This window comes from Rhodopseudomonas sp. NSM (assembly GCF_052445935.1).
Lineage (GTDB): Bacteria > Pseudomonadota > Alphaproteobacteria > Rhizobiales > Xanthobacteraceae > Rhodopseudomonas.
The window spans coordinates 73529-95268 of record NZ_JBQTCH010000001.1 but is presented as its reverse complement, the minus strand read 5'-3'; the positions used below and the strand labels follow the sequence as shown (position 1 = coordinate 95268).

The following is a 21740-nucleotide window of genomic DNA, read 5'->3' as shown; positions in this document are numbered from 1 at the left end:
TCCGCGCCGCGGTCAGGCTTGCCGGCGCCGGAACGGCCAGTCAACGACGCCAGCGGCATACAAAGATGCCCAGATGATCAGCGGCTGCGCGACGAGTCTCGGGCCGTGATACCACCAACTGCTCGGCAACCCCGGGATTTCGATACCGCTGATCGCGTGGTTGATGTTCGCCGGCCAGACGCACAGCGAATAGAGCGCAAACGCAATCCCGGCCCACCAGCGCAGCGGCCGCGTCACCAGCGCGATCGCGCCGGCCAGTTCGCATAGCCCGGTGAGCAAAATCACCTGCGGTGCGAACGGCACCCAGTCCGGCGTCATGGCGAGCAGTTTGCCGGGCACGGCGAGATGCGCCACGCCGGCGGCGGCGAAGAACGCCGCGAGGATCCAGCGCAGCACAAGGCGCGGCAGGTCGGGCTGCGAGACGTCCGGACCCGCCGGCGAACGCAATGACGTCGTCACACTAGGTCTTGTCCACGATCGCAGTCGCCGGTCGATCGTTGCCGGCCGCGGTCTCCTCGTGCCATTTGCCGGATTCATCCTCGTACTGAATCACTTCAGTCGAGCCCGGCACGCGCTGCTCCTCCGCGGCCCGGCGGGCGGCGGCGGCTGCCGCGTCGTGCGTCGGGTAGGGTTCCGAAAAAACGCCGTTGGCGGTGTAGGCCCAGCCGCCGTCGTGTTCGACGATCGCATAGGTGATTTTGGTCATGACGGCCTCGCTGATGAACCCCGTGAATCGTCCGACGCGATCCGGCGCGTCGATGCACCAACCGCCCCCGGCCACCACTGTTCCACTTCGCTCATCGCGCCGTCACCGTGACCGCCGCTTCATTGCGGCGCAGGAAGGGGATGGTGAACGGCGCGTCGTAGAACAGGCCATAGGGCTGGCCGGCGGGTTGCCAGCGCGATTTGTCGAGCGCCGCGATCAGTTCCTGCTGGCGTTCCGCGAGGTCGCGGCCGGTCCAGGTGAAGCGCAGCGTCGCGACGGTTTCCTCCGGCACGGCGACGATCTTGACGCGGTCGTCGGTCGGCTTCGGCGCGGTTTCGGGCGTGAGCTTCGCCGGCAGGAAGAATCGCATCCGGATCGCGCCGTTGCTGCGCTCGGTCTGCACCGGCGCGGTCATTGCTATCTTCTCGGGCCGTGCCACGTCGACCGGCGACGTCATCGCCACGCGCTCCGCTTCGCCGGCGGCGTTGCGGTTTGCGCCGGCGATGTAGTTGAACAGCAGCGTGAAGGCGCGGCCGCCGTCGCCCTCGCGATCGAGCGCGACCTCGGCGGCGACGCGCGGCGCGTAGCGGCGGATCTCGATATTGTCGGCGGGGCGGTCGAGCACCGTATAGGCCGGCTGCTCGTAGAGCCGCAGCCCGAACACGCCGAGAGCGGTTTCGAACACCAGCACGGTGTAGTACCAGATCGCCGACATTCGTGTCCTCGCAGCATTCGAACTGCAGTCTCAGCTAATCACCGGGACGGCGATCACAAGGGCTGCAAGTCCGGAGTTCCGCGTTGCGCGCCAGGCGATCGGCGTTACCATCGGGTAACAGGCTGACAACGATCGAGGGTCGAGCATGTGCCGGAATATCAAGACGCTGTTCAATTTCGAGCCGCCGGCGACCGAGGATGAAATCCGCGCCTCGGCGCTGCAATTCGTCCGCAAGCTGTCGGGGTTCAATACGCCGTCGCAAGCCAACGCGGCGGCGTTCGAACGCGCGGTCGACGACGTCGCCGATATCGCGCGCAGGTTGCTGGCGTCGCTGCAGACGCAGGCCGAGCCGCGCAATAGGGACGTCGAGGCAGAGAGGGCGAGAGAGCGCTCGCGCGCGCGGTTCGGTTAGCGCGCGCGACTTCACTCAATCCTTGTGCTTGCGCTTCTTCTTTTTCTTGCCGTCGGTCCGCTCGTCATCGTCCTCGCGGTCGTCGTTGTCGGCGTGCTCGGATTCGTCGAGCGCTGCTGCGACCTCGCGCTCGGCGGCTTCGCGTTCGATCGCCTCGCGTGCCTCTGCGGCCTCGCGCTCGGCGCGTTCGCGCGCTTCCTGCTCGCGCTTCGCCTTGTAGTCCTCATAGGCGTCGAAGATCAGGTGCAGCCAGGGCATCACCTGCTCGATCGAGGGGAGAGCGCCGGCAGGGCCGGGCTCGCCGCGCGGACCCTGATCGCCGCGCAGACCCTGTTCGCCGCGGGGGCCTTGCTCGCCGCGCGGGCCTTGCGGGCCGGCCTTGCCGTCGGCACCGATCGGGCCGGCCTTGCCGTCGGGGCCGGGCTTGCCTTGCGGACCCTGCGGCCCCGGCTTGCCGTCGGCGCCGGGCTTGCCTTGCGGGCCGGCCTTGCCTTGCGGACCGGGTTTGCCGACCGGCCCCGGCTTGCCGCGCGGGCCTTCCGGTCCCGGCCGTCCCGGATGTCCCTGCGGTCCGGGACGTCCCGGTTCGCCTGGACGTCCGCGTGGTCCTTGCGGTCCCGGACGTCCACGGCGGGTCACTTCTGTATCGGCCACACGCGCCCCCAAACGATTCCTGTCCTCTCACCCTTAGCAGAGGTGAGGTGACGGCATCAATTCGGCGCGGCGCTGTCCCAGACCACCGGCAGATTGAGCAGGCCGCGAAACGCCCAGCCGCCGATCCGCACCGGCTGCTGCGGATCGAGCCGCAATTCCTGCAGCCGCGCGAACACGCTCGGCAGCGCGACGTCGGCGACCATCGCGCGGGAGGCGAAGGCGCCCGCGCAATAATGCGGCCCGGCGCCGAAGGCGATGCTCTTGGCGTGGTCGCGGCCGACGTCGAACACGTCCGGATCGCTGAAGCAGGCCTCGTCGCGATTGGCCGAGCCGAACATGAAGAACACCCGGTCCTCCGGCTCGAAATCGACGCCGCGATAATGAAACGGCTGCGCCACGCGGCGCGGCGACATCCCGATCGGCGCGATCCAGCGGGCGTATTCCTCGAACACGTCGAGCCAGCTCGCTTCGCCCGCGACCACCTTCGCGTATTCTTGCGGATGCGTCAGCAGCGCCCAGACGCAGCCCGCGATCGCGTCGCGCGGCTCGTTCTGCCCGCCGGAAATCGCGAGCTTGATGTTGGCGCGGATCGACTCCATCGCCATGCCGCCGGCGATCAGCACGCTGAGCATCGAATGGTTCGGATGCTTGCCGACGACCGGCGCCATGTCGTCGATCGCGGCGTCGATCCCCGCGGTCGCCGCGTGGCAGCGCTGCTCGACCGCCTTGTCGCCGGTGTAGTTGGCGATGCCGTCGATCATCGCTTGCGACCACGCATCCATCTCCTGATAGCTGATATTGGTCAGGCCGGTGATGTCCTTCAGACATTCGCCCGACAGCGGCAGCGCGAACGCCTTGACCAGATCGGCGGCGCCCCGCGGCGCGAGGTCCTCGAGAATGCGATCGGCATGGGCCTGAAACTGCCTGCGCCAGACCTCCTTCACCGTGCGCGGCGACACCGCCGGAAACAGCGCGGTGCGTTCGGCGATGTGCGCGTCGCCATCCTTGCGCATCATGTTGTGGCCCATCAGCCGGTTCATCAGCCCGGCCGGCTGGTGCGACGAGAACACCTCGATGCGCTTCTCGTTGACGAAGATGTCGTCGCGCCGGGTGAAGATGGTCGAGCCGAGCTGCGGTACGAAGGCGATCGGTGCTTCGGCACGCATCCTTGCGAGGGCGGGATAAGGATCGGCCCAGAACGCGGCGACGTCGATGTCGAAATGCGGAGCGTTGCTCATGCGATGATCTGCTGCAGTGCGGGAAATACCGGCGGGCACTGCAAGCGTGATCAAGCGCGGCGCGGCTGTCAAACCGAAACCATGTGGCGCCGCAGCATGGTTTCGCGGGGGATTTTCGAATCTCTATGCGTAATTCGCTGCTACTCGGCCGCGTCGCTACGTGGCGGCGCGGCTGCCGGAGCGCTGCTTGCGGGCAGGAACACCAGGCCGTCGTCCTTGCGGCAGATGCCGTAGGTGCCGGCGCTGTTCGAGGTCAGCACGATCGCCGGCTCGCTGCAGGTTTCGCAGACCAGGCTGCCGGCCGCGTTGAAGTGGCCGGGCAGGCGGTCCTGCTTGCTGATCAGCGTGCATTCCTGCCCGAGCGGATCGATGCTCACCTTGGCGCCGCAGGAGAAGCAGAACCGCGTCTCCGACTGCTGCTTGCCCTGGTCGATATTCGCCGGGATCTTGCTCGAACACACGGGGCAGTTCACCGACACCGCGCGGGTGAATTGCGAGGCGCCGGGCATCCGCAGGAAGATGTTGCCGGTGGTCGAGCGATGGGCGTGGAAGCGCTGGCCGCAATGCGGGCAGGTCGGCTTGGCGCTGTCGCCGGGCAGGCTGCCGATCTGGAATTCGACCGCCTTCTTGCAGGCCGGGCAATTCTCGGTCTCGGTGGCGAGCTTGCGCTCGGGGGCGCGCGCGTCGGTGATATGCGCCTCGATATGCAGCGTCTCGCGCGCGGTCAGCATTTCGATCACGTCGAACGGCAATTGCCGCCCGGTGATCTCGCCGATCTCGTGGGTGACGCCGATCAGATTGTCGATGCACTGCTCGATCTGCGCCAGATACACCGCCGAGGGCAGCGATTCGTCGCGGCCGCCCTTGATCGATTTGTGGATCTGGCTGATCGAGGTCTCGAGCTGGCGCGCCAGAACGTTGAGATGGGCGGCGGTCCGCGCCTCGGCGGCGCGCTGGCGTACGGTCCAGACCACTGCGAGCGTGGCGAGGCTGGCGCCGAAGATCGCCGAGATCTGGCCCCAGAACCACACCCAGCCACTCTGCGTGCCGAGCGCGAAGCCGAGCACGATCATGAACAGACCCGTGCAGGCGGCGATGGTCTCGACCGGATGGGCCGAGAACACTTTCATGAAAGCTTTGCGCAGCACCGCGAGTCCCCACATCATGGTTGCCCAACCTATCGTCAAACCTGCGCCGCCGGAAGCCGCAGCTGCGTCCCGAGGCGGGTTTTACCCATCGATCATTGCTGCACGGCGCGAACAAATGACCGCGAGCGGCGGCGCGGCTTTGACCTGCATCAAGGACGGATCGGTGCGGATGGCAAAGCGCCGACTCGGCTGGCGGCGCGCGCGTCGCGAATGAGGATGGGGATGCTGTCGCGCGGTGCCACAGAGTTTGCGGCCATCGCCCGCGCCGGACGATGACGGGGAGTGAGTGGGGCGAGCGCTGCCACATCCCGGCGCCGTCATCCTGAGGTGCTCGCCCGAAAGGGCGAGCCTCGAAGGATGCGGACACGGGTGCGTGCGGCCCATCCTTCGAGGCTCGCTGCGCTCGCACCTCAGGATGACGCTGTGCATGTTGATCGACATATCAAACACCCACAGCGAATTGCTCTCGCGGCTCGCTGAGCCCGAGCTGTGCACCCGTCGCTGCAAAGCGAGGGGTGGGGGCGCGCCGGTCGGCGCGGGTTGGTGGTGGTTCTCGCGATCACTTCTTGCGAAGGACCGCGCAACGCCGTTCCGGCGCGCCCACCGCGGCGGTTTTGGGCATCGGGACCGTTCTTCCGGGAGCACAGCGGAGCGGGATCTCCCCGGCCTTGCTGCGCCCGTCCAGCCACGAAAGCGGCAGCCGCTCGTAGTAGCGGCGGACGGTGACCTCTGCCTCCCGGACGTGCGGGTGCGAGCCGCAACGCGCAGGACGCCGCGTCCGTCCGACTCCACCGGCAACATGCCGGCGTCATCGAACCATCGTTCCGGACCGGTGACCCGGCCCGTCGATCTGTCCCGCTATCCGACGCCTCGCGAAGCGCCCCTCACGGACAGGACGATGCGGACTATAATCATAATAGGATTATTGTCAAGGGGTGCAGCCAGCCCTTCCACCTGCACAGCCTCATCCCAAGGAGCGCGCTGAGCGAAGCATCCTCGGGGCGCTGCGTTCGCCGGGCGTTGCGGCACCGCGCGCTCTGCTATGGTCGCGCCACGAATCGTCGCGGCGTCGCGGCGCGATCGTGTCGCCGGTCGCCGACCGGCTCGTCATCCGCAGGAGAGACCGATGCGTCGATTGTTTGGAGTTGCGTTCGTCGTGATGCTTGCGATCGCCGGCACCACCGCCGCGCGGGCGGCCGAGGGCCGCATCGCGCTCACCATCTTCAAGGGCGGCTGGATCATCGGCGGCTCGGGCGGCTCCGGCATGCTGACCTTCAACGGCCGTCGCTACCCGCTGTCGATCGGCGGGCTGTCCTACGGCCTGGTGTTCGGCGGCTCCAAGGCCGATCTCGTCGGCCGCGTCAGCAACATCCGCTCGGCGCGCGACGTCGCCGGCATCTACGGCGCCGCCGGGGCCGGCGCCGCGATCGGCGTCGGCGCCCGCGCCATCGTGCTGCGCAACGAGAAGGGCGCGGTGCTCGAACTCTCCGGCCGGCAGGTCGGCCTGATCGCCAACCTCGACCTCAGCGGCCTCGCGATCGGGCTGAGGTAGCGCGCCTCGCGTCGTCAAGGGCGTCGGTACGGAATAGCCGCTCCTGCTATCAAGTAACTGTCCGACGCCCAGCGTCTTTTGCCGGTATTTGACGCGAGTCAAATCACCGACGGTGTACCTGTTATATAATTGTTTAGTTGCATGTTGAAATTTTCTATTGTTGCCCCACGGGTGGTGGCAGTTGCAGTGAATTGCCGAAGCGCTAGTCGGTAGCGCTAATCGGTCATTAGTCCGGTCGTAATAACTGGCGCGCGTGCTCGGCAAACCGGGGAAGACCGGGGCCGAATCGATGCTGGCTGCGTCGCGGATCTTGGCGACGCGATACAGCCGCCGCTGAGCGCGGAGCGTGCAATTCAGCAGAATGCACCAGCTTCCCAACGAAGGGATTCGCACCGTGTCCCATATTCCCACATTTGATCTCGGATCAACAATACCTAGGGTAATTCATCAAATCTACTTTTCGCCGACTCCAATGCCGAAGGTTCTGACGGAGAACGTCGATCACATTAGGTCGATGAATCCCGACTGGGAGCATCGACTGTATGACGGTCGAGCGATAGACGAGTTCGTCCTTGAGCACTACGGCACCGACGTCGCCGATCTCCTTCACCGAATCAATCCGCTATACGGAGCGGCGCGCGCCGATCTGTTTCGCTATCTTCTCATGTACAAATGCGGCGGAGTGTACCTTGATATCAAGAGTACGACTAACAAATCGCTCAATTTGTCGATTCGAGAGGACGATCAGTTCATCTTGTCGCATTGGCGAAACGGCCCCGGCGAACCGCATGCTGGCTGGGGTCTGCAGAGAGAATTCGGGAACGATCTGAAGCGCGAATTTCAGCAGTGGCATATCATTTCCGCGCCGGGGCATCCGTTTCTGAAAGCCGTGATTGAGCGCGTCCTGTCGAACATTCAGAGCTATCGATCGTGGGTGTTTGGTGTCGGAAACAGGGGGGTCTGGAAGACCACCGGGCCTATTCCGTACACCTTGGCGATAGAACCTCTCATGAGTGGCAATCCTTATCGATTGATAGCCGACGAGACTGCGATGTTCTTACAGTTCAATATATTCAAAGATTCAGGTCATTCGAATCTCTTCGGTACATACTATGGATTGTTATCGGAGCCTGTCGTTCAGATGGACGGATGGATGTCGCCTCCACTACATCGCGTCTATGCTCAGGCGCGCCGGTGGTACCGTACAGCTCGTGAATGGCGAAGGCTTGGAGTCGTGCCAATGCGCGGATGACCATCGGATTTCAGTTCGGTTGGGAAAAGCTGCGACATTTTCAGTCGTCGCGAACTGGGTGACAACGAAACGAGGTCCGCGTACGGAATCGGCCAAGGTTGCGATTTCGCTGTGCGGAAGCGCTCCCTGCCAACCGGGTCGCCGCGGGGTTGCGCCCGTCGCGCGCGCTGGATAGAGCAGGCCCGGGCTTTTCCAGCAGCGAGCGCAAATCATGAGCGACAAGGTCATCATCGCCGGCGGCGGCATCGGCGGGCTGGCGACGGCGCTGACGCTGCATCAGATCGGCGTGCCCTGCGTGGTCTATGAGGCGGCGCGCGAGATGCGGCCGCTCGGCGTCGGCATCAATCTGCAGCCCAATGCGGTGCGCGAGCTCGGCGACCTCGGCATCGGCGAGGCCGCGCTCGACCGCGTCGGCCTGCCGGCCAGGGAATGGGCGCTGGTCGGCCTCAACGGCAACGACATTTATGCGGAGCCGCGCGGCCAGCTCGCCGGCTATGCCTGGCCGCAATACGCCGTGCATCGCGGCGCCTTCCACATGCTGCTGCACGACGAGGTGGTGAGGCGGCTCGGCGCCGACGCGGTGCAGCCCGGCTGCCGTGTCGCCGGCTATAGCAACACCGCCGACGGCGTCAGCGTCCGGATCGAGCACGTCGACGGCACCACGTCGGAGGATCGCGGCGCGCTGCTGATCGGCGCCGACGGCATTCACTCCGCCATTCGTGCGCAGATGCATCCGGAGCAGCCGCCGATCCATTGGGGCGGCGCGGTGATGTGGCGCGGCACCACCTGGGGCAAGCCGACCCGCACCGGCGCCTCGTTCATCGGGCTCGGCACCCATCGCCAGCGCGTGGTGATCTATCCGATCTCGCATCCCGATCCTTCGACCGGGCTGTCGATGATCAACTGGATCGCCGAAGTGACGCTCGACAATTCCGAGGGCTGGAAGCAGCAGGGCTGGTTCCGGCAAGTGCCAACCAGCGATTTCGCGCATCATTTCGACGGCTGGGTGTGGGACTGGCTCGACGTGCCGGCGCTGATACGCGAATCCACCAGCGCGTTCGAAAATCCGATGATCGACCGCGACCCGGTGTCGACCTGGCGCGACGGCGCGGTGCTGCTGATCGGCGACGCCGCGCATGCGATGTATCCGACCGGCTCCAATGGCGGCAGCCAGGCGATCATCGACGCCCGCGAACTCGGCGCCGCGATGGTCGCGCACGGCGCGAACGAAGCGGCGCTGGCGGCGTTCGATACCAGGATGTGCGGCCCGATCTCGCAACTGATCCTGCGCAACCGCGGCGCCGGCCCGTTCGGCCTGTTGAACCTCGTCGACGAGCGCTGCGGCGGCACCTTCGACGATATCGACGAGGTGATCCCGGCGGAGGAACGCGCGGCCTTCATGGCCGGCTACAAGGCGGCGGCGGGCTTCGCGATCGAGACGCTGAACGCCGCGCCGCCGACGATTGCGCCGGGGGCGAGGGTAAGGCAGGCCGTGCAGGCCTAGCGCGCGGCTGCGGGAGCCGCCCATTTCAGAACGTTCAGCTCCGCCGGCGGGCGGTCGATCTTCAACAGCTTTCCGCCGCAGATGGCTTCGGCTTCAGCTTCGCGCGCGAGCCGCGTCAGCGCCTGCTGGTCGAGGCGGTCGGCGACCACGAAGGTGGTGCGACCGCCGTGGTGCAGAGAGCGCCAGCGCGCGTTGCTGATCCAGTCCCAGGGCTCCAGCGCGGCGCCCACCTGGACCAGATTGTGGCGTCGCCCGGTGCCTTCGAAGACGATTTTGGCCGGCCAGTATTGGGCGGCGATCGAGGAGCCGGGCCGATCGGCCGCGTCAATGCAGGCGATCTCGTCGCGATAGGGCGACAGCGCCGACGACGGCTTCAGCCCGACGACCGTCAGCGCTGCTCCGACGCTCGCGGCCGCCGCCACGAGCAGCGTCGCTTCGCGCTTTGCCGGGACGTCGGCGACGATGTCGAGCACCAGCACGAGCGACACCGGCACCAGGATCGCCAGATAGCGAAACGCCGACAGGTCCTTCATGAGTCCCGCGACCGCCAGCGCCGCGAGCATCACGAGCAGTGACAGGTAGAGGATCAGGCTGCGCCGCGACAGCGCACCGCGAAGCCGCAGCACCAGCACCAGCGCCGTCGGCACGATCATCAGGCCGATCATGCGCGCCGCGACCTGCCACGATCCCAGCTCCACCGGCGTCGCGGCGCTCTCCCGGATATGGACGCCGAGCGAGGGGTTGAGCAAATACGAGCCGGCGAACACCGCGGCGGACAGGCCGCCGACGGCGACCACGGGCAGCAGCAAAGCCCGGGATCGTGACACCAGCAACGCCGCCGCCAGCATCGCGCCGAAATAGACCGCGAAGAAAAAGTCCGACGCGGTCAGCAGCGCGACCGCGACCAGCGTCGCCGGCAGATGCTCCCTGAGCAACCTGAAATCATCGTCGCAGGCGACGACGGCCAGCAGCGTCGCGCAGATCGCCGCGAAGCCGTGGTAGTTCAGGATGAACAGCGGCTGCACGGCGAAATATCCGAACGGATAGAACGCAGCGCCGTACAGCAGCACGACGAACGCCGCGCCGATCGCGAATGCCAGCATCGTCCGGTCGAACGGTCGCCGCTGCGTCCGCGCCAGCCGGGCCGACAGCGCAACGCCGAGCACGACGATCTGCACCGGCGCGGCGGAGAAGTAATAAGCGCGCGGGCCGGGGACGATCGCCGCGATCGGCAGCGCGGCCAAGAGATCGGGCACCGTGAACGGGATCGCCGACAACGTCCAGCCGCGCAGCGACTGAAACGCGATCAGATCCTTCGCCTGCGAATAGACGTAGAGCGCATCCGAATTGTAGCCGCTGGGCAGCGTCACCGCGACCGACAGGCCGATCAGCAGCAGCAGCGCGGCGAGGACGCGCATGGCTGGCGCGAGGCGAGCGGCCCGGGCGAGGAACAGGCTCGGCGGAGCGAGGGCAGGCACGCGGCGGGGCTCCCGTCGGGGCGATCAGCGGTGAAACGGGTGTGCCACGCCGCGCGGCGGCACGCCATCCTCGATGTGCCGCGGACGCGCGGATCACCCCGCCACTCGACAGCGTCATCCGCGGGCTCGACCTACGGCTGTCAGCCGAAGACGTCACCCGCCGAGCGACTGAGCTTGTGCCGGAGAAATGGCGGATGACGCTGCGCTGATCCGCCCGACGGGCTGCAGCATGCGCGTGGGTCACGCCAGGAAGGGGTGACGCAGATCGACCGCGGCGAGATCGGCGCGACCACGCCGGCGCTGTCGGCTCGCTGCGACCTTCGGCGATCATGCACCCGGATCAATGCCGCGGCCGGCGGCCTTGCTAGGTTGCCGCCGCTGTCTCGGATTCGGAGGGTGTGATGATCGCGCGTCGTCGTCTGTTTGGCTTGGCTGTCGCGCTGCCGGCGCTGGTCGCGGCGGCGCTGGCGCCGTCGTCCTCGGTGCGCGCCGGGGACGGGTTGGAGCCGTTTGCGCCGCTGCTTGTCGAGCTGCCGGGCTGGAAAGCCAGCAGACTCGGCGGCATGGCGATGCAGGACGGCGGCAGCCGGATCGTGGTGGTGCAGCGCGGCTACGCGCGCGGCGAGGTGCATGTCAGCGTCCAGCTGCTCGCCGGCCCGCCGGCGCAGAGCCGGCTGGCGTCCGGCGGCGCCGGCATGAAGACCGAGGCCAGCCACGGCCCGGTCAGCACCGCGACCATCGACGGCTTCAAGGTGACGCGGACGTTCCAGCCGAGCGACAAGTCCGGCACCATCATCGTCGCGCTCGGCCCCGCCGCCGCGCTGTCGCTGGCGTTCAAGGGCCTCGGCGAAGACGAAGCCCTGACGACGGCGAAGAGCTTCGACTGGAAGGCGATGCGGGCGGCGGTGAAGTAGCGACGTAGCCGGCAGGCGCGCAGTGCGTAGTGCGTAGGGTGGCGAAGCGTGCCCACCAGCTTGGCGTTGAAGCGCAACGCGTGGGCACGGCGCAAGCGCGCCTTTGCCCACCCTACGCTTGCTGGAACAAGACCCTATGCGCATTCTACGCCCACCTCAGAGCCCGAGGCTACGCACACAACTACGTCCTCGTCGCCTGCGCTCGCAAGCTCCTCATCTACGCAAACACCGTCGTCAACCGCGGCTCCCCATGGGTCGAAAAACAATCGCGGTTTAATGGTTGTTACGGGCTGCATTCAATGGTTGGCAATCAAGAACGTTGGATGGAAACATAGGGGACGCAACGGGACATTGATCTCAGGACAATAATGAAGAACTTGCGCTGTAGTGACGAAAAATAGTGTCGTGTGAGAAGAGATACGCCGGAAGATACTTCGTTGGTGAGGACGCTACCCCATTCGTCCGGGCGGTAGCGCATGATATTCGAAAACATATTCGTTATGAGGAAGTGAATACAGACTTCTGGCAAGATCACAGGAAAGAACGGATTGTCGATGAACCAGAAATTCCCGTAGATGTCTGAATAAATGCACGCTTTGATTTGGTGAGCCTCGGTGGCGGGAATGGTGACCACAATTTTCCCGTGCCGTTCTGCTGTCGCAAAACCAGAGAATGAATTTTCCACAATCTCTGGCCGAGGTTTCGATTCTCCGTCCCCAATGTGAAACTCCCACTTTAAAGTCCGTGCATCATTCGCGTTGATTATTTCCAAGGGGTAGCAGCGGCTATGCTTCCTTGTCGTGAGCTTATAGTAGTCGGCCATTTCGGGGACGAGGCTTAGCAATGTCCCTAGGCTGACACTGTGTCTTATTTCGTAGAACTTCTTCAACGAATCCCGACAATCTAGATTAATCTCTAGGCCTCGAGTTTTGACAAGTTGAGTTGGAAAGGCCGTCGCAAGATCGCTGAAAGTGCCTCGCGGAGTATCCCCTCCAAATTGAGCTTGAATATCGGTCGGCGAATACGCTAGCCCATGAGAGCCGGGAAGATTGTCTTTTCGAAAGCGTAGTGGATTATTGAGTACTATTATGCCATATGCATACGCAGTCAAAGCGTAGAAGAAATTCAACGGCTTCACCATAAGTGATCCGTTCTTGCCGGCTATGTATAGCTCTCTGCCTTGAGAGAAGCAGTTCTTCAATCGTCCCGCTTCTTCCAGATTTATCCCGCCTTTCTTGTCTCTACTGACTGTCTTCTTTCTCAGCTTATACAATTCGCGAATGTCGGCTACATTCTCCAGGCTCTCTGCAAGTTCCAGTACTGAATCGTCGAAATCAATCGCGTCAATTGGCAATAGTCGTAGATCGTCGGTCGAATTCAAGCGGGCTTCGACTTCTTTGGTGACGAGATAGAGATTTCGAGCTGGCTGTAGGTCCGGAGACTTCAGATTCGGAAGTCCTTTCTCTGTCTCAAAACTACTTAGATCGCCAAGTCGTGTTTTTTCTTGCTTTGAGAGATTGTCCCATTCGGTCTTTATCAGCTCGCGAGTTCTGATTAGTGCTTCGTAGTCAATTGCGGTATCAAACATGGCTTGGTTGGATGCTCCCGTTGCCGCAACTTCATCTTTTGCAATTTCATCCAACATGAAGATTCTCCAAATGATTTTGGAGTTCCTACCCTTTTCCGTATTCAACCTCAATGCATAGTGTGGCTAAGGTCGTGGCTGTATCGATAATGCGTAAAGGCGAGCAGCGGCCGGGCTTTTCGCACGGCGGTGCTGTTCAATTGGATGCCCGGGTCGAGCCCGGGCATGACGTTGTGCGTGGGGAGAGCCCGCCGCCTTACGACAGCGCCTTGTTGCTCTCCTTCACCTTCTCCGCGTCGAGATACAGCTTCTCGCCCATATCCCGAAACTTCTCGCTCATCTGCGCCATGCCGTCTTCGATCACGCCGGACATCGTCATCCCGACGCTGCCGAACGAGCCCGCGCCGGCGAGGTTCAGCGCCGCCTTCTCGTTGTCGCCCAATCCGGCCGCGTAGTCGCGGACGTCCTGGGTGATCTTCATCGAGCAGAATTTCGGGCCGCACATCGAGCAGAAATGCGCGACCTTGTGGGCTTCCTTGGGCAGGGTCTCGTCGTGGAAGGCTTTGGCCGTGTCCGGGTCGAGGCCGAGGTTGAACTGGTCCTGCCAGCGGAAGTCGAAGCGGGCGCGGCTCAGCGCGTCGTCGCGCAGCTGGGCGGCGGGGTGGCCCTTGCCGAGGTCGGCGGCGTGGGCGGCGATCTTGTAGGTGATCACGCCGGTCTTGACGTCGTTGCGGTCGGGCAGGCCGAGGTGCTCCTTCGGCGTCACGTAGCACAGCATCGCGCAGCCGAACCAGCCGATCATCGCAGCGCCAATGCCCGAGGTGATGTGGTCATAGCCCGGCGCGATGTCGGTGGTCAGCGGGCCCAGCGTATAGAACGGCGCCTCGCCGCATTCCTTGAGCTGCTTGTCCATGTTGATCTTGATCTTGTGCAGCGGCACGTGGCCGGGGCCTTCGATCATTACCTGGCAGCCCTTGGCCCAGGCGATCTTCGTCAGTTCGCCGAGCGTCTCCAGTTCGGCGAACTGGGCGCGGTCGTTGGCGTCGGCGATCGAGCCCGGGCGCAGGCCGTCGCCCAATGAGAACGACACGTCGTATTTGCGCATCAGGTCGCAGATCTCATCGAAATGCGTGTAGAGGAAGCTCTCCTGATGATGCGCCAGGCACCACTTCGCCATGATCGAGCCGCCACGGGACACAATGCCCGTCACGCGATCGGCGGTGAGGTGGATGTATTGCAGCCGCACGCCGGCGTGAATCGTGAAGTAATCGACGCCCTGTTCGGCCTGCTCGATCAGCGTGTCCTTGTACAGCTCCCAGGTCAGCTTGACGGGGTCGCCTTCGCACTTCTCCAGCGCCTGATAGATCGGCACGGTGCCGATCGGGACGGGCGAGTTGCGCAGGATCCATTCGCGGGTGGTGTGGATGTTGCGGCCGGTGGAGAGGTCCATCACCGTGTCGGCGCCCCAGCGGATCGCCCACACCATCTTGTCGACTTCCTCCTCGACCGACGAAGTAACCGCCGAGTTGCCGATATTGGCGTTGATCTTGGTGAGGAAGTTGCGGCCGATGATCATCGGCTCGAGTTCGCCGTGATTGATGTTGGCCGGAATGATGGCGCGGCCGCGCGCGATCTCGTCGCGGACGAATTCGGGCGTGATGAACGCCGGCACGCTGGCGCCGAAGCTCTCGCCGTCGGCGAGCGCGGCTTCAGCGCGCGCCAGTTGCTGCTTGCGGCCGAGGTTCTCGCGCTCGGCGACGTAGATCATCTCTTTGGTGATGATGCCGCGGCGGGCGAATTCGTATTGCGTGATCGGCGCGTCGCCGATGCCGCGCAGCGGCTGGTGATGCGCAGTGAACGACTTCGCCGCATGCGCGGCGCCGACATTGCCGTTGTCTTCGGGCTTGATGTCGCGGCCTTCGTATTGCTCGACGCCGCCGCGCTCCTTGACCCACGCCGTGCGGGCGCGCGCGAGGCCCTTGTTGACGTCGATGGTGACGCTGGGATCGGTGTAGGGGCCCGAGGTGTCGTACACCGGCAGGTTCGGCTCGCCGGCGCCTTCACTTAGCACGATCTCGCGCAGCGGCACGCGCAGATCCGGCGCCGTCGCCGGCACAGCATAGATCTTGCGGGAGGAGGGCAGGCCGCCGGTGGTGACGGCGGGACGCGTGGTGTCGGGATTGGAGCGGATATTCATGCCATCCTCCTGTTTGTGTTGTTATTCGGGCCGCTTGGTCAGTCCGCCATCCTGAGGTGCGCGCCCTTGCGCGCCTCGAAGGAAGACCGCAACGAATTCAGTGCTCCCGCCGTCGCCCTTCGAGGCGAGCCGAAGACGGCTCGCACCTCAGGGTGACGGCGACATCCTTTGTGCCGCGGCTCACGCCTTCTCCGCAACATAGTCCAGCCAGGCGCGCACGCGCGCGTCGGGGTCTTCGTTCTGCGTCACGTCGCTGACCACCGCGATCGAGTCAGCACCGGCGGCGAAGATCTCCTCGGCGTGTTCGAGCTTGATGCCGCCGATCGCGACCAGCGGGATGTTGCCGACGCGCTGCTTCCATTCGGTGATCTTCGGGATGCCCTGCGGCGCGAAGCGCATCGATTTCAGTGTGGTCGGAAAAATCGGTCCGAGCGCGATGTAGTCCGGGTTGGCGGCCAGCGCGGTCTCCAGCTCCGAATCGTCGTGCGTCGAGAGGCCGAGGGTGAGCCCGGCGCTGCGGATCTCGTGCAGGTCGGCGGTCGCGAGGTCTTCCTGGCCGAGATGCAGATGCCGCGCGCCGGCGACGATCGCGGCGCGCCAGTAATCATTGATCACCAGCTTGATCTCGGTGCCCTTCACCGCATCGAGCGCGTCGGTGACGAGCTGCAGCGCGGCGCCGTCGTCGAGGTCCTTGGCGCGCAGCTGCACGGTGCCGACGCCCAGCGCGGCGAGGCGTTTGACCCACGCGATGCTGTCGACGACGGGATAGAAACGATCAGGATACGGCATGCCAGAACGGGGTCCCGATCACAGGGGTTGAGGGGGAGGCGAAATCGCGGGCGCCCATCAGCCCGGCTTCAAAGCCGGTGCGGCCGGCTTCGACCGCGAGCCTGAAGGCGCGGGCCATCGCCACCGGGTCTTCGGCCCTGGCGATCGCGGTGTTGAGCAGCACGGCGTCGTAGCCGAGCTCCATCGCCTCGGCGGCGTGGCTCGGCGCGCCGAGACCGGCGTCGACCACCAGCGTGATATCGGGCAGGCGGTCGCGCAGCAGCTTCAGCGCGTCGCGATTGACGATGCCGCGTGCGCTGCCGATCGGCGCCGCCCACGGCATGATGACGCGGCAGCCGGCATCGACCAGCCGCAGCGCGACGCTGAGATCCTCGGTGCAATAGGGAAACACCTCGAAGCCGTCCTTGATCAGGATCTGGGCGGCCTCGACTAAACCTACGACATCGGGCTGCAGCGTGTCGTTGTCGGCGATCACCTCGAGTTTGATCCAGGAGGTCGCAAACAATTCGCGCGCCAGCTTCGCCGTGGTCACCGCCTCGCGCACGCTGCGGCAGCCGGCGGTGTTGGGCAGCACGGTGACGCCGAGCTCGCGGATCAGCGACCAGAACTGATCGCCGGCCTTGCCGCCGGCGGCCTCGCGCCGCAGCGACACGGTGACGATGTCCGCGCCGCTGTCGCGGATCGCGTCCTGCATGATCGCCGGCGACGGATACAGCGCGCTGCCGATCAGCAGGCGGGAGGAGATCTCGCGATCGTAGAATTTCACCATGAAGCATCTCCAGTGCCGCGGCGCACTCCCTCTCCCCGCGTGCGGGGAGAGGGTTGGGGTGAGGGGGCGTCTCGGCGAGTCTCAGCCTCTCGGCTGCGCGGAGGCGCCCCGTCACCCGAACGCTTCGCTGCGCTCATCGTCATCCCCGCGAAAGCGGGGATCCAGTAGTCCAGGGCGGCGGTGATGGATCGCAGGCGCTCTGCGATACTGGGTCGCCCGGTCGAGCCGGGCGATGACGGCGGGACGTGGCGAGCGGCACTGCCCGTCATCCTGAGGTGCGCGCTTGCGCGCCTCGAAGGATGACGTGCCGCGAAGAAGGTGCCTGCGGCCATCCTTCGAGGCGCGCCCAAGAGGGCGCGCACCTCAGGATGACGTCGGGAAGCGCGGAGGGCATTAGTCATCATCCTCATCCGCCCTGCCTCGGCGTCAGGATCTCGATCTCGTCGCCGGCGTTCACGGCGGTCTCGTCCCATTTGCCGCGGGGGACGACGTCGTAGTTGATCGCGACCGCGTAGTGGCCGCCGGTGCAGTCGAGTTCGCTCATCAGCGCGGCGACGCTGGTCGCAGTCACCTCGCGCTGTTCGCCGTTCAGCGTCACAAGCATCGCATCACCTGATTGTCGACGACGCCGCGCTCGACATAGGCCAGCATCTTCTCGGCCAGCGCCGGCGCCAGCAGGAAGCCGTGGCGGTACAGGCCGTTGGTGGCGATGCGGCGGTTGCCGATGGAAATGCGCGGCAGATTGTCGGGGAAGGCCGGGCGCAGCCCGGCGCCGATCTCGACGATATGCGCCTCGCCGAACGCCGGATGCACCGCATAGGCGGCGCTGAGCAGCTCCAGCGCCGAGCGCACGGTGACGAGTTCGTCTTCGCTCTCGATCGAGGTCGCGCCGAGCATGAAGTGATTGTCCTCGCGCGGGATGACGTAGAGCGGCCAGCGCGGATGCATCAGCCGCACCGGGCGCGACAGCGTCACCTCGGTGGTCTTGATCACCACCATCTCGCCCTTGACGCCGCGCAGCTCCGGCGCCTTGTCGCGCGCGGCGAGGCCGCGGCAATCGATCACCAGGCCGTCGAGTTCTTCCGGGGTGATTTCCGATTCGAAATGGATCGCGCCGCCGGCCTCGACCAGGCGCTGGTGCAGCCGCGCCAGCACCAGCCGCGGCTCGACATGGCCTTCGTCGGGGAAGTACAGGCCCTCGCGGAAGCGGCCGGCCAGCGCCGGTTCCAGTTCGGCGACGCCGTCGGCGTCGAGCCGCTTGTGGCCCGCGGTCATCTTGGCGAAGCGCTCGAAATCGGCGCGGTCGCGCGCATGCGCCACCACCAGCGAGCCGTTGAACGCGGTCTCGGGGAATTCCTTGCGCCACATCTCCAGCGAGCGCATGCCCATCAGGCCGACCATCGGCTCGGCGGTCTCGGCCTCGCAATACGGCGCCAGCATGCCGCCGGCCCAATGGCTGGTGGCCTGGGTCATCTCGCGGTCGCCGCGCTCGTACAGCGTGACGTTGCGGCCGGCGCGCGCCAGCAGCAGCGCCTGCCAGGCGCCGGCGATGCCGGCCCCGATCACCGAGACCGGCGCGTCCTTGCGCAGGTCCGGCGGCGTGCCGCGCAAGGCGGCAGCGGCCTCGTCGGTGGCAACGGATGCAATGGCGTCCTGATCGATAGCTATATGATGATGCGCGGAATCGGCCCCGCGCTGGCCTTCGATGGTCTGGTACATCCCTGTCCCTTCGCCGGCATGACCCGGATCAGGTTCAAAGGGTCACCGCGGTCCCGCTCAACTTCAACAGAAGCGGCGAGCTTGCGGTATCTCAGCTCCTCGTCGGAGCCCCCCTCGGAACGGACTCAATGTAGGCCGATCGCCCCCGGTGTCAACGTGCCTTTGGGCGAGGGCCAGTTCCATCGGCCCGGCCCTGCGGTTTACTTCAAATTATCCGGCCGCGTGTTTGATCGCGGAACCTCGACCCGCGACCGGACACCGCCGATGACGATCCTCACCGCTGATTCGAGCGACCTCGCCGGCGCGCGGCGCAGCGCGCTGCCGCTGTGGATCGGGGTCGCGGTCTACGCCTTCCTGCTGGTCGCGGGCGACCGGCTGCTGAACGACCCTGATACGCTGTGGCAGGTGACGCTCGGGCAGTGGATCATCGACCATCGCGCGGTGCCGCAGACCGACGTCTATTCCTTCACGATGGCCGGCCAGCCGTGGATGTCGACGCAATGGCTGTCGCAGGTGCTGCTGGCGGCGAGCTACCAACTCGCCGGCTGGGCCGGGCCGGTGGTGCTGTCGGCCGCGGCGCTGGCGGCGACCTTCATGCTGTATGCGCGCTGGCTCGGCCAGCGCCTGCGCGGCAGCACCACGCTGGTGTTCGTCGCCGCCGCTGTGGCGCTGATGGCGCCGCATATGCTGGCGCGGCCGCATGTGCTGGCGATGCCGGTGATGGTGGCGTGGGTCGGCGCGCTGATGGCGGCGGCCGATCGCCGCGCCGCGCCGTCGTTCTGGCTGCTGCCGCTGATGGCGCTGTGGGCCAATCTGCATGGCGGCTTCGTGCTCGGCATCGCGCTGGTGGCGCCGATCGCGCTCGACGCGGTGCTGGCGGCGGCGCCGTCGCGCCGGCTGTCGCTGCTGCTGCGCTGGGGCGCGTTCGGCGTTGCGGCGCTGATCGTGAGCTGCGCCAATCCGTATGGCTGGAACGCGATCCTGGCGTCGCAGCGCATCCTGTCGCTCGGCGGCGCGCTGGCGACGATCGGCGAATGGGCGCCGGCGAATTTCTCCCAGATCGGCGCGTTCGAAGTCGCGCTGCTGGGAGGTCTCGGCCTGGCCTTGTGGCGCGGCGTGACGCTGCCGCCGGTGCGCATCCTGATGCTGCTCGGCCTCCTGCACATGGCGCTGAGCGCCAACCGCAACATCGAAGTGCTGGCGCTGCTGGCGCCGCTGATCATCGCGGCGCCGCTGGCGCGGCAGATCGGTGGCGCGGTCGCAGGCGAACAGGGGCCTGCGCGCGGGTCGGCCGCCGGGTCGCTCGGCGCGGTGGCGGCGGCGGTCGCGCTCACGCTCGGCGGCACGCTGGCGTTCGCGTCGCTGCATCGCTTCGCGCCGCATCCGGCGAATTCGCCGGCGGCGGCGGTGACCGAGCTGAAGACGCTGGGCGTGCAGCGGGTGTTCAACGATTACGATTTCGGCGGCTATCTGATCGCGAACGGCGTCGCGCCGTTCATCGACGGCCGCACCGAACTGTACGGCGAGTCCTTCGTGGTCGAGCAGAACGCCGCGGTCCGGCTGAAGCCGCCGGAGAAACTGTTCCGGCTGCTCGCGGACTACAACATCGACGCGACGCTGCTGCGCACCGAGGATGCGGCCACCCATCTGCTCGATCACATCGACGGCTGGCAGAAGATCTATTCCGACGACGTCGCGACGATCCATCTGCGCAGGCCGGGCGCCGTGCACAGCGTCGAGCCGAAGGTCACGCCGGCGAACTGAGCGCGTCGCTACGCCTGCGCGGGCAAGTCGAGCCGCACGATCAGGCCGTGCGGCTTGCGGTCGTTCAGCGTCAGTTCGCCGCCGTGGTTCTGCGCGATGGTGCGGGCGATCGAGAGGCCGAGGCCGAAGCCGGAGGTCTCGTCCATGTTGCGCGCGTCGTCGCCGCGCACGAAGGGCTCGATCACGTCGGCCCTGCAGCTTTCGGGAATCCCGGGGCCGTCGTCCTCGACTTCGATCGTGACGCGCCCGGGCGATGCCTCCAGGCGGACGATGACGTCCTGGCCGTAGCGAACCGCGTTGTCGACCAGATTGGTCACGGCGCGGCGGATATCGTCCGGCCGCGCCAGCAATTCGGCATGTTCGGGCCCCAGATAAGTCACCTTGTGGCCAAGATCGGCGAACTGATCGGTGATCAATTGCAGCGTGCTCGCCAGATCGATCCGCGTCATCGGCTCCAGCGCGCGACCGGTGCGCAGGAACGACAGCACCGCGTCGAGCATCGCCCGCATCTGGTCGAGGTCGCGAAGCATGTTGTCGCGCTGGGTGGCGTCTTCGATGAATTCGCTGCGCAGCCGCAGCCGCGTGATCGGGGTGCGCAGATCGTGGCCGATCGCGGCCAGCGTCCGGGTGCGGTCGTCGATCAGCGCCGTGATCCGGTTGCGGGACCGGTTCATGGCCCGCGCAAGTGCGCGGATCTCATCCGGGCCGCTTTCCGGCAGCGGCTCGTCGGTGCCGTCGAGCTTGAAGCTCTCCGCGGCCCTGGCGAAGCCCGACAGCGGCGTCGACAACGCGCGATCGGCCCACAAGCCGAACATCGCCAGGCTGATGATCACGCCGAGGAACGCGCTCAGCCACGGCCCGCTGGAGATCGGCGGCCGGCCGCGCATTTCCGGAATCGCGGTGGCGATCGCGGTGCCGTCCGGCAGCGCGATGCCGACCTGCGGCGTCTGCCCGCCGGGCAGCGCGAACACCCGTGCCAATGGCCCGAGCGCGCGCGCCACTTCGCGGATTTCCGGCAGGTCAAGGTCGGACCGCGGCGGCACCTCGGCGGCGTCGAGCAGGCGGAGTTCAAGGTGCGGGAAAGTTCTGGTAATCTGCTCGACGAGTTGCGGCCTCTGCTCCTCGGGCGTCGCCGCGATCAGAAGGACCGAGATTTCAAACTGGGCGCGCCGATGTTCGGGCGGGCCGAACCGGTCCGGCCCGCGCAGCAGGAAGGTCGCCATGATCAGCAACTGGGTGCCGATCAGCGAAGCGATCACCAGCACCGCGATCTGGCTGCGAATCCCGCTGAAACGAAACCGGCCGAGCCGCTCGAGCATGAAGCCTCCGGCCGCAGCGGCCTCG

The 21740-nt window shown here is 66.0% G+C and carries 20 protein-coding genes and 1 riboswitch; of the genes, 6 read left to right on the top strand and 14 right to left on the bottom strand.

The genetic code is table 11. The features are described 5' to 3' along the window. Positions 1-12: 12 nt before the first annotated feature. The 3 genes from ACTZWT_RS00420 to ACTZWT_RS00410 all read right to left on the bottom strand — a co-directional run bounded on the left by ACTZWT_RS00420 (position 13) and on the right by ACTZWT_RS00410 (position 1421). Positions 13-459, bottom strand: a complete 447-nt coding sequence (locus ACTZWT_RS00420) for a DoxX family protein (protein WP_444767756.1) — start codon at positions 457-459, stop codon at positions 13-15. 1 nt (position 460) lies between these two features. Further along, complete coding sequence (locus ACTZWT_RS00415) at positions 461-706, bottom strand: DUF2188 domain-containing protein (protein ID WP_444767755.1); 246 nt, start codon at positions 704-706, stop codon at positions 461-463. 91 nt (positions 707-797) lie between these two features. Beyond that, positions 798-1421 (bottom strand): SOUL family heme-binding protein, encoded by a 624-nt coding sequence (locus ACTZWT_RS00410; protein WP_444767754.1) that lies wholly within the window; start codon positions 1419-1421, stop codon positions 798-800. 145 nt (positions 1422-1566) lie between these two features. On the opposite strand from ACTZWT_RS00410, the gene ACTZWT_RS00405 reads away from it, so the two are divergent. Then, positions 1567-1833: a DUF2277 domain-containing protein gene (locus tag ACTZWT_RS00405; protein WP_444767753.1), complete on the top strand. Its 267-nt coding sequence runs from the start codon at positions 1567-1569 to the stop codon at positions 1831-1833. A 15-nt stretch (positions 1834-1848) separates the two neighbouring features. Here the strand turns inward: ACTZWT_RS00405 and ACTZWT_RS00400 are convergent, their stop codons facing one another. The 3 genes from ACTZWT_RS00400 to ACTZWT_RS00390 all read right to left on the bottom strand — a co-directional run bounded on the left by ACTZWT_RS00400 (position 1849) and on the right by ACTZWT_RS00390 (position 4891). After that, complete coding sequence (locus tag ACTZWT_RS00400) at positions 1849-2487, bottom strand: collagen-like protein (RefSeq protein WP_444767752.1); 639 nt, start codon at positions 2485-2487, stop codon at positions 1849-1851. Positions 2488-2543: 56 nt separating this feature from the next. Beyond that, a complete protein-coding gene (locus ACTZWT_RS00395) occupies positions 2544-3725 on the bottom strand; it encodes a cytochrome P450 (protein ID WP_444767751.1) in 1182 nt (393 codons plus the stop codon). Between the two features lie 140 nt (positions 3726-3865). Beyond that, positions 3866-4891 carry a hypothetical protein gene (locus ACTZWT_RS00390; RefSeq protein WP_444767750.1) on the bottom strand — a complete coding sequence of 342 codons (1026 nt, stop codon included), beginning with the start codon at positions 4889-4891 and terminating at the stop codon, positions 3866-3868. 1108 nt (positions 4892-5999) lie between these two features. On the opposite strand from ACTZWT_RS00390, the gene ACTZWT_RS00385 reads away from it, so the two are divergent. From ACTZWT_RS00385 to ACTZWT_RS00375, 3 genes are all read left to right on the top strand, one after another. Beyond that, positions 6000-6425: a hypothetical protein gene (locus ACTZWT_RS00385; RefSeq protein ID WP_444767749.1), complete on the top strand. Its 426-nt coding sequence runs from the start codon at positions 6000-6002 to the stop codon at positions 6423-6425. 472 nt (positions 6426-6897) lie between these two features. Continuing rightward, on the top strand, positions 6898-7677 hold the full coding sequence (locus ACTZWT_RS00380) for a glycosyltransferase family 32 protein (protein WP_444767748.1): 780 nt from the start codon (positions 6898-6900) through the stop codon (positions 7675-7677). Between the two features lie 211 nt (positions 7678-7888). Continuing rightward, positions 7889-9181, top strand: a complete 1293-nt coding sequence (locus tag ACTZWT_RS00375; protein WP_444767747.1) for a flavin-dependent oxidoreductase — start codon at positions 7889-7891, stop codon at positions 9179-9181. On the opposite strand, the gene ACTZWT_RS00370 is transcribed toward ACTZWT_RS00375, so the two are convergent. Beyond that, positions 9178-10659, bottom strand: a complete 1482-nt coding sequence (locus ACTZWT_RS00370; protein ID WP_444767746.1) for a hypothetical protein — start codon at positions 10657-10659, stop codon at positions 9178-9180. The two genes, ACTZWT_RS00375 and ACTZWT_RS00370, sit on opposite strands and share 4 nt — an antisense overlap. Positions 10660-11060: 401 nt before the next feature. Between ACTZWT_RS00370 and ACTZWT_RS00365 the strand changes: the two genes are divergently transcribed. Continuing rightward, positions 11061-11573, top strand: coding sequence for a hypothetical protein (locus ACTZWT_RS00365; RefSeq protein WP_444767745.1), 513 nt, complete (start codon positions 11061-11063; stop codon positions 11571-11573). A 310-nt stretch (positions 11574-11883) separates the two neighbouring features. Here ACTZWT_RS00365 and ACTZWT_RS00360 read toward each other — a convergent pair whose 3' ends face one another. The 6 genes from ACTZWT_RS00360 to ACTZWT_RS00335 form a co-directional block, all read right to left on the bottom strand. Continuing rightward, the gene (locus tag ACTZWT_RS00360; RefSeq protein WP_444767744.1) at positions 11884-13218 is read right to left on the bottom strand and encodes a YaaC family protein; all 1335 of its coding nucleotides are present in this window, start codon (positions 13216-13218) and stop codon (positions 11884-11886) included. Positions 13219-13414: 196 nt separating this feature from the next. Continuing rightward, entirely contained in the window at positions 13415-15355 is a 1941-nt protein-coding gene (thiC, locus tag ACTZWT_RS00355) for a phosphomethylpyrimidine synthase ThiC (RefSeq protein WP_444767743.1), read from the bottom strand. A 180-nt stretch (positions 15356-15535) separates the two neighbouring features. Further along, entirely contained in the window at positions 15536-16144 is a 609-nt protein-coding gene (locus ACTZWT_RS00350; RefSeq protein ID WP_444767742.1) for a thiamine phosphate synthase, read from the bottom strand. Then, entirely contained in the window at positions 16131-16913 is a 783-nt protein-coding gene (locus tag ACTZWT_RS00345) for a thiazole synthase (RefSeq protein ID WP_444767741.1), read from the bottom strand. Before ACTZWT_RS00345 ends, ACTZWT_RS00350 begins: the two co-directional genes overlap by 14 nt. Before the next feature lie 406 nt (positions 16914-17319). After that, positions 17320-17517, bottom strand: a complete 198-nt coding sequence (gene thiS, locus ACTZWT_RS00340) for a sulfur carrier protein ThiS (protein WP_444767740.1) — start codon at positions 17515-17517, stop codon at positions 17320-17322. Next, a complete protein-coding gene (locus ACTZWT_RS00335) occupies positions 17508-18632 on the bottom strand; it encodes an FAD-dependent oxidoreductase (protein ID WP_444767739.1) in 1125 nt (374 codons plus the stop codon). Before ACTZWT_RS00335 ends, thiS begins: the two co-directional genes overlap by 10 nt. Beyond that, a riboswitch (TPP riboswitch) is annotated at positions 18620-18757 on the bottom strand. It overlaps the preceding gene by 13 nt. Before the next feature lie 139 nt (positions 18758-18896). Between ACTZWT_RS00335 and ACTZWT_RS00330 the strand changes: the two genes are divergently transcribed. After that, complete coding sequence (locus ACTZWT_RS00330) at positions 18897-20396, top strand: hypothetical protein (RefSeq protein ID WP_444767738.1); 1500 nt, start codon at positions 18897-18899, stop codon at positions 20394-20396. An 8-nt stretch (positions 20397-20404) separates the two neighbouring features. Here ACTZWT_RS00330 and ACTZWT_RS00325 read toward each other — a convergent pair whose 3' ends face one another. Then, the gene (locus ACTZWT_RS00325; protein ID WP_444767737.1) at positions 20405-21715 is read right to left on the bottom strand and encodes an ATP-binding protein; all 1311 of its coding nucleotides are present in this window, start codon (positions 21713-21715) and stop codon (positions 20405-20407) included. Between the last annotated feature and the right edge of the window lie 25 nt (positions 21716-21740).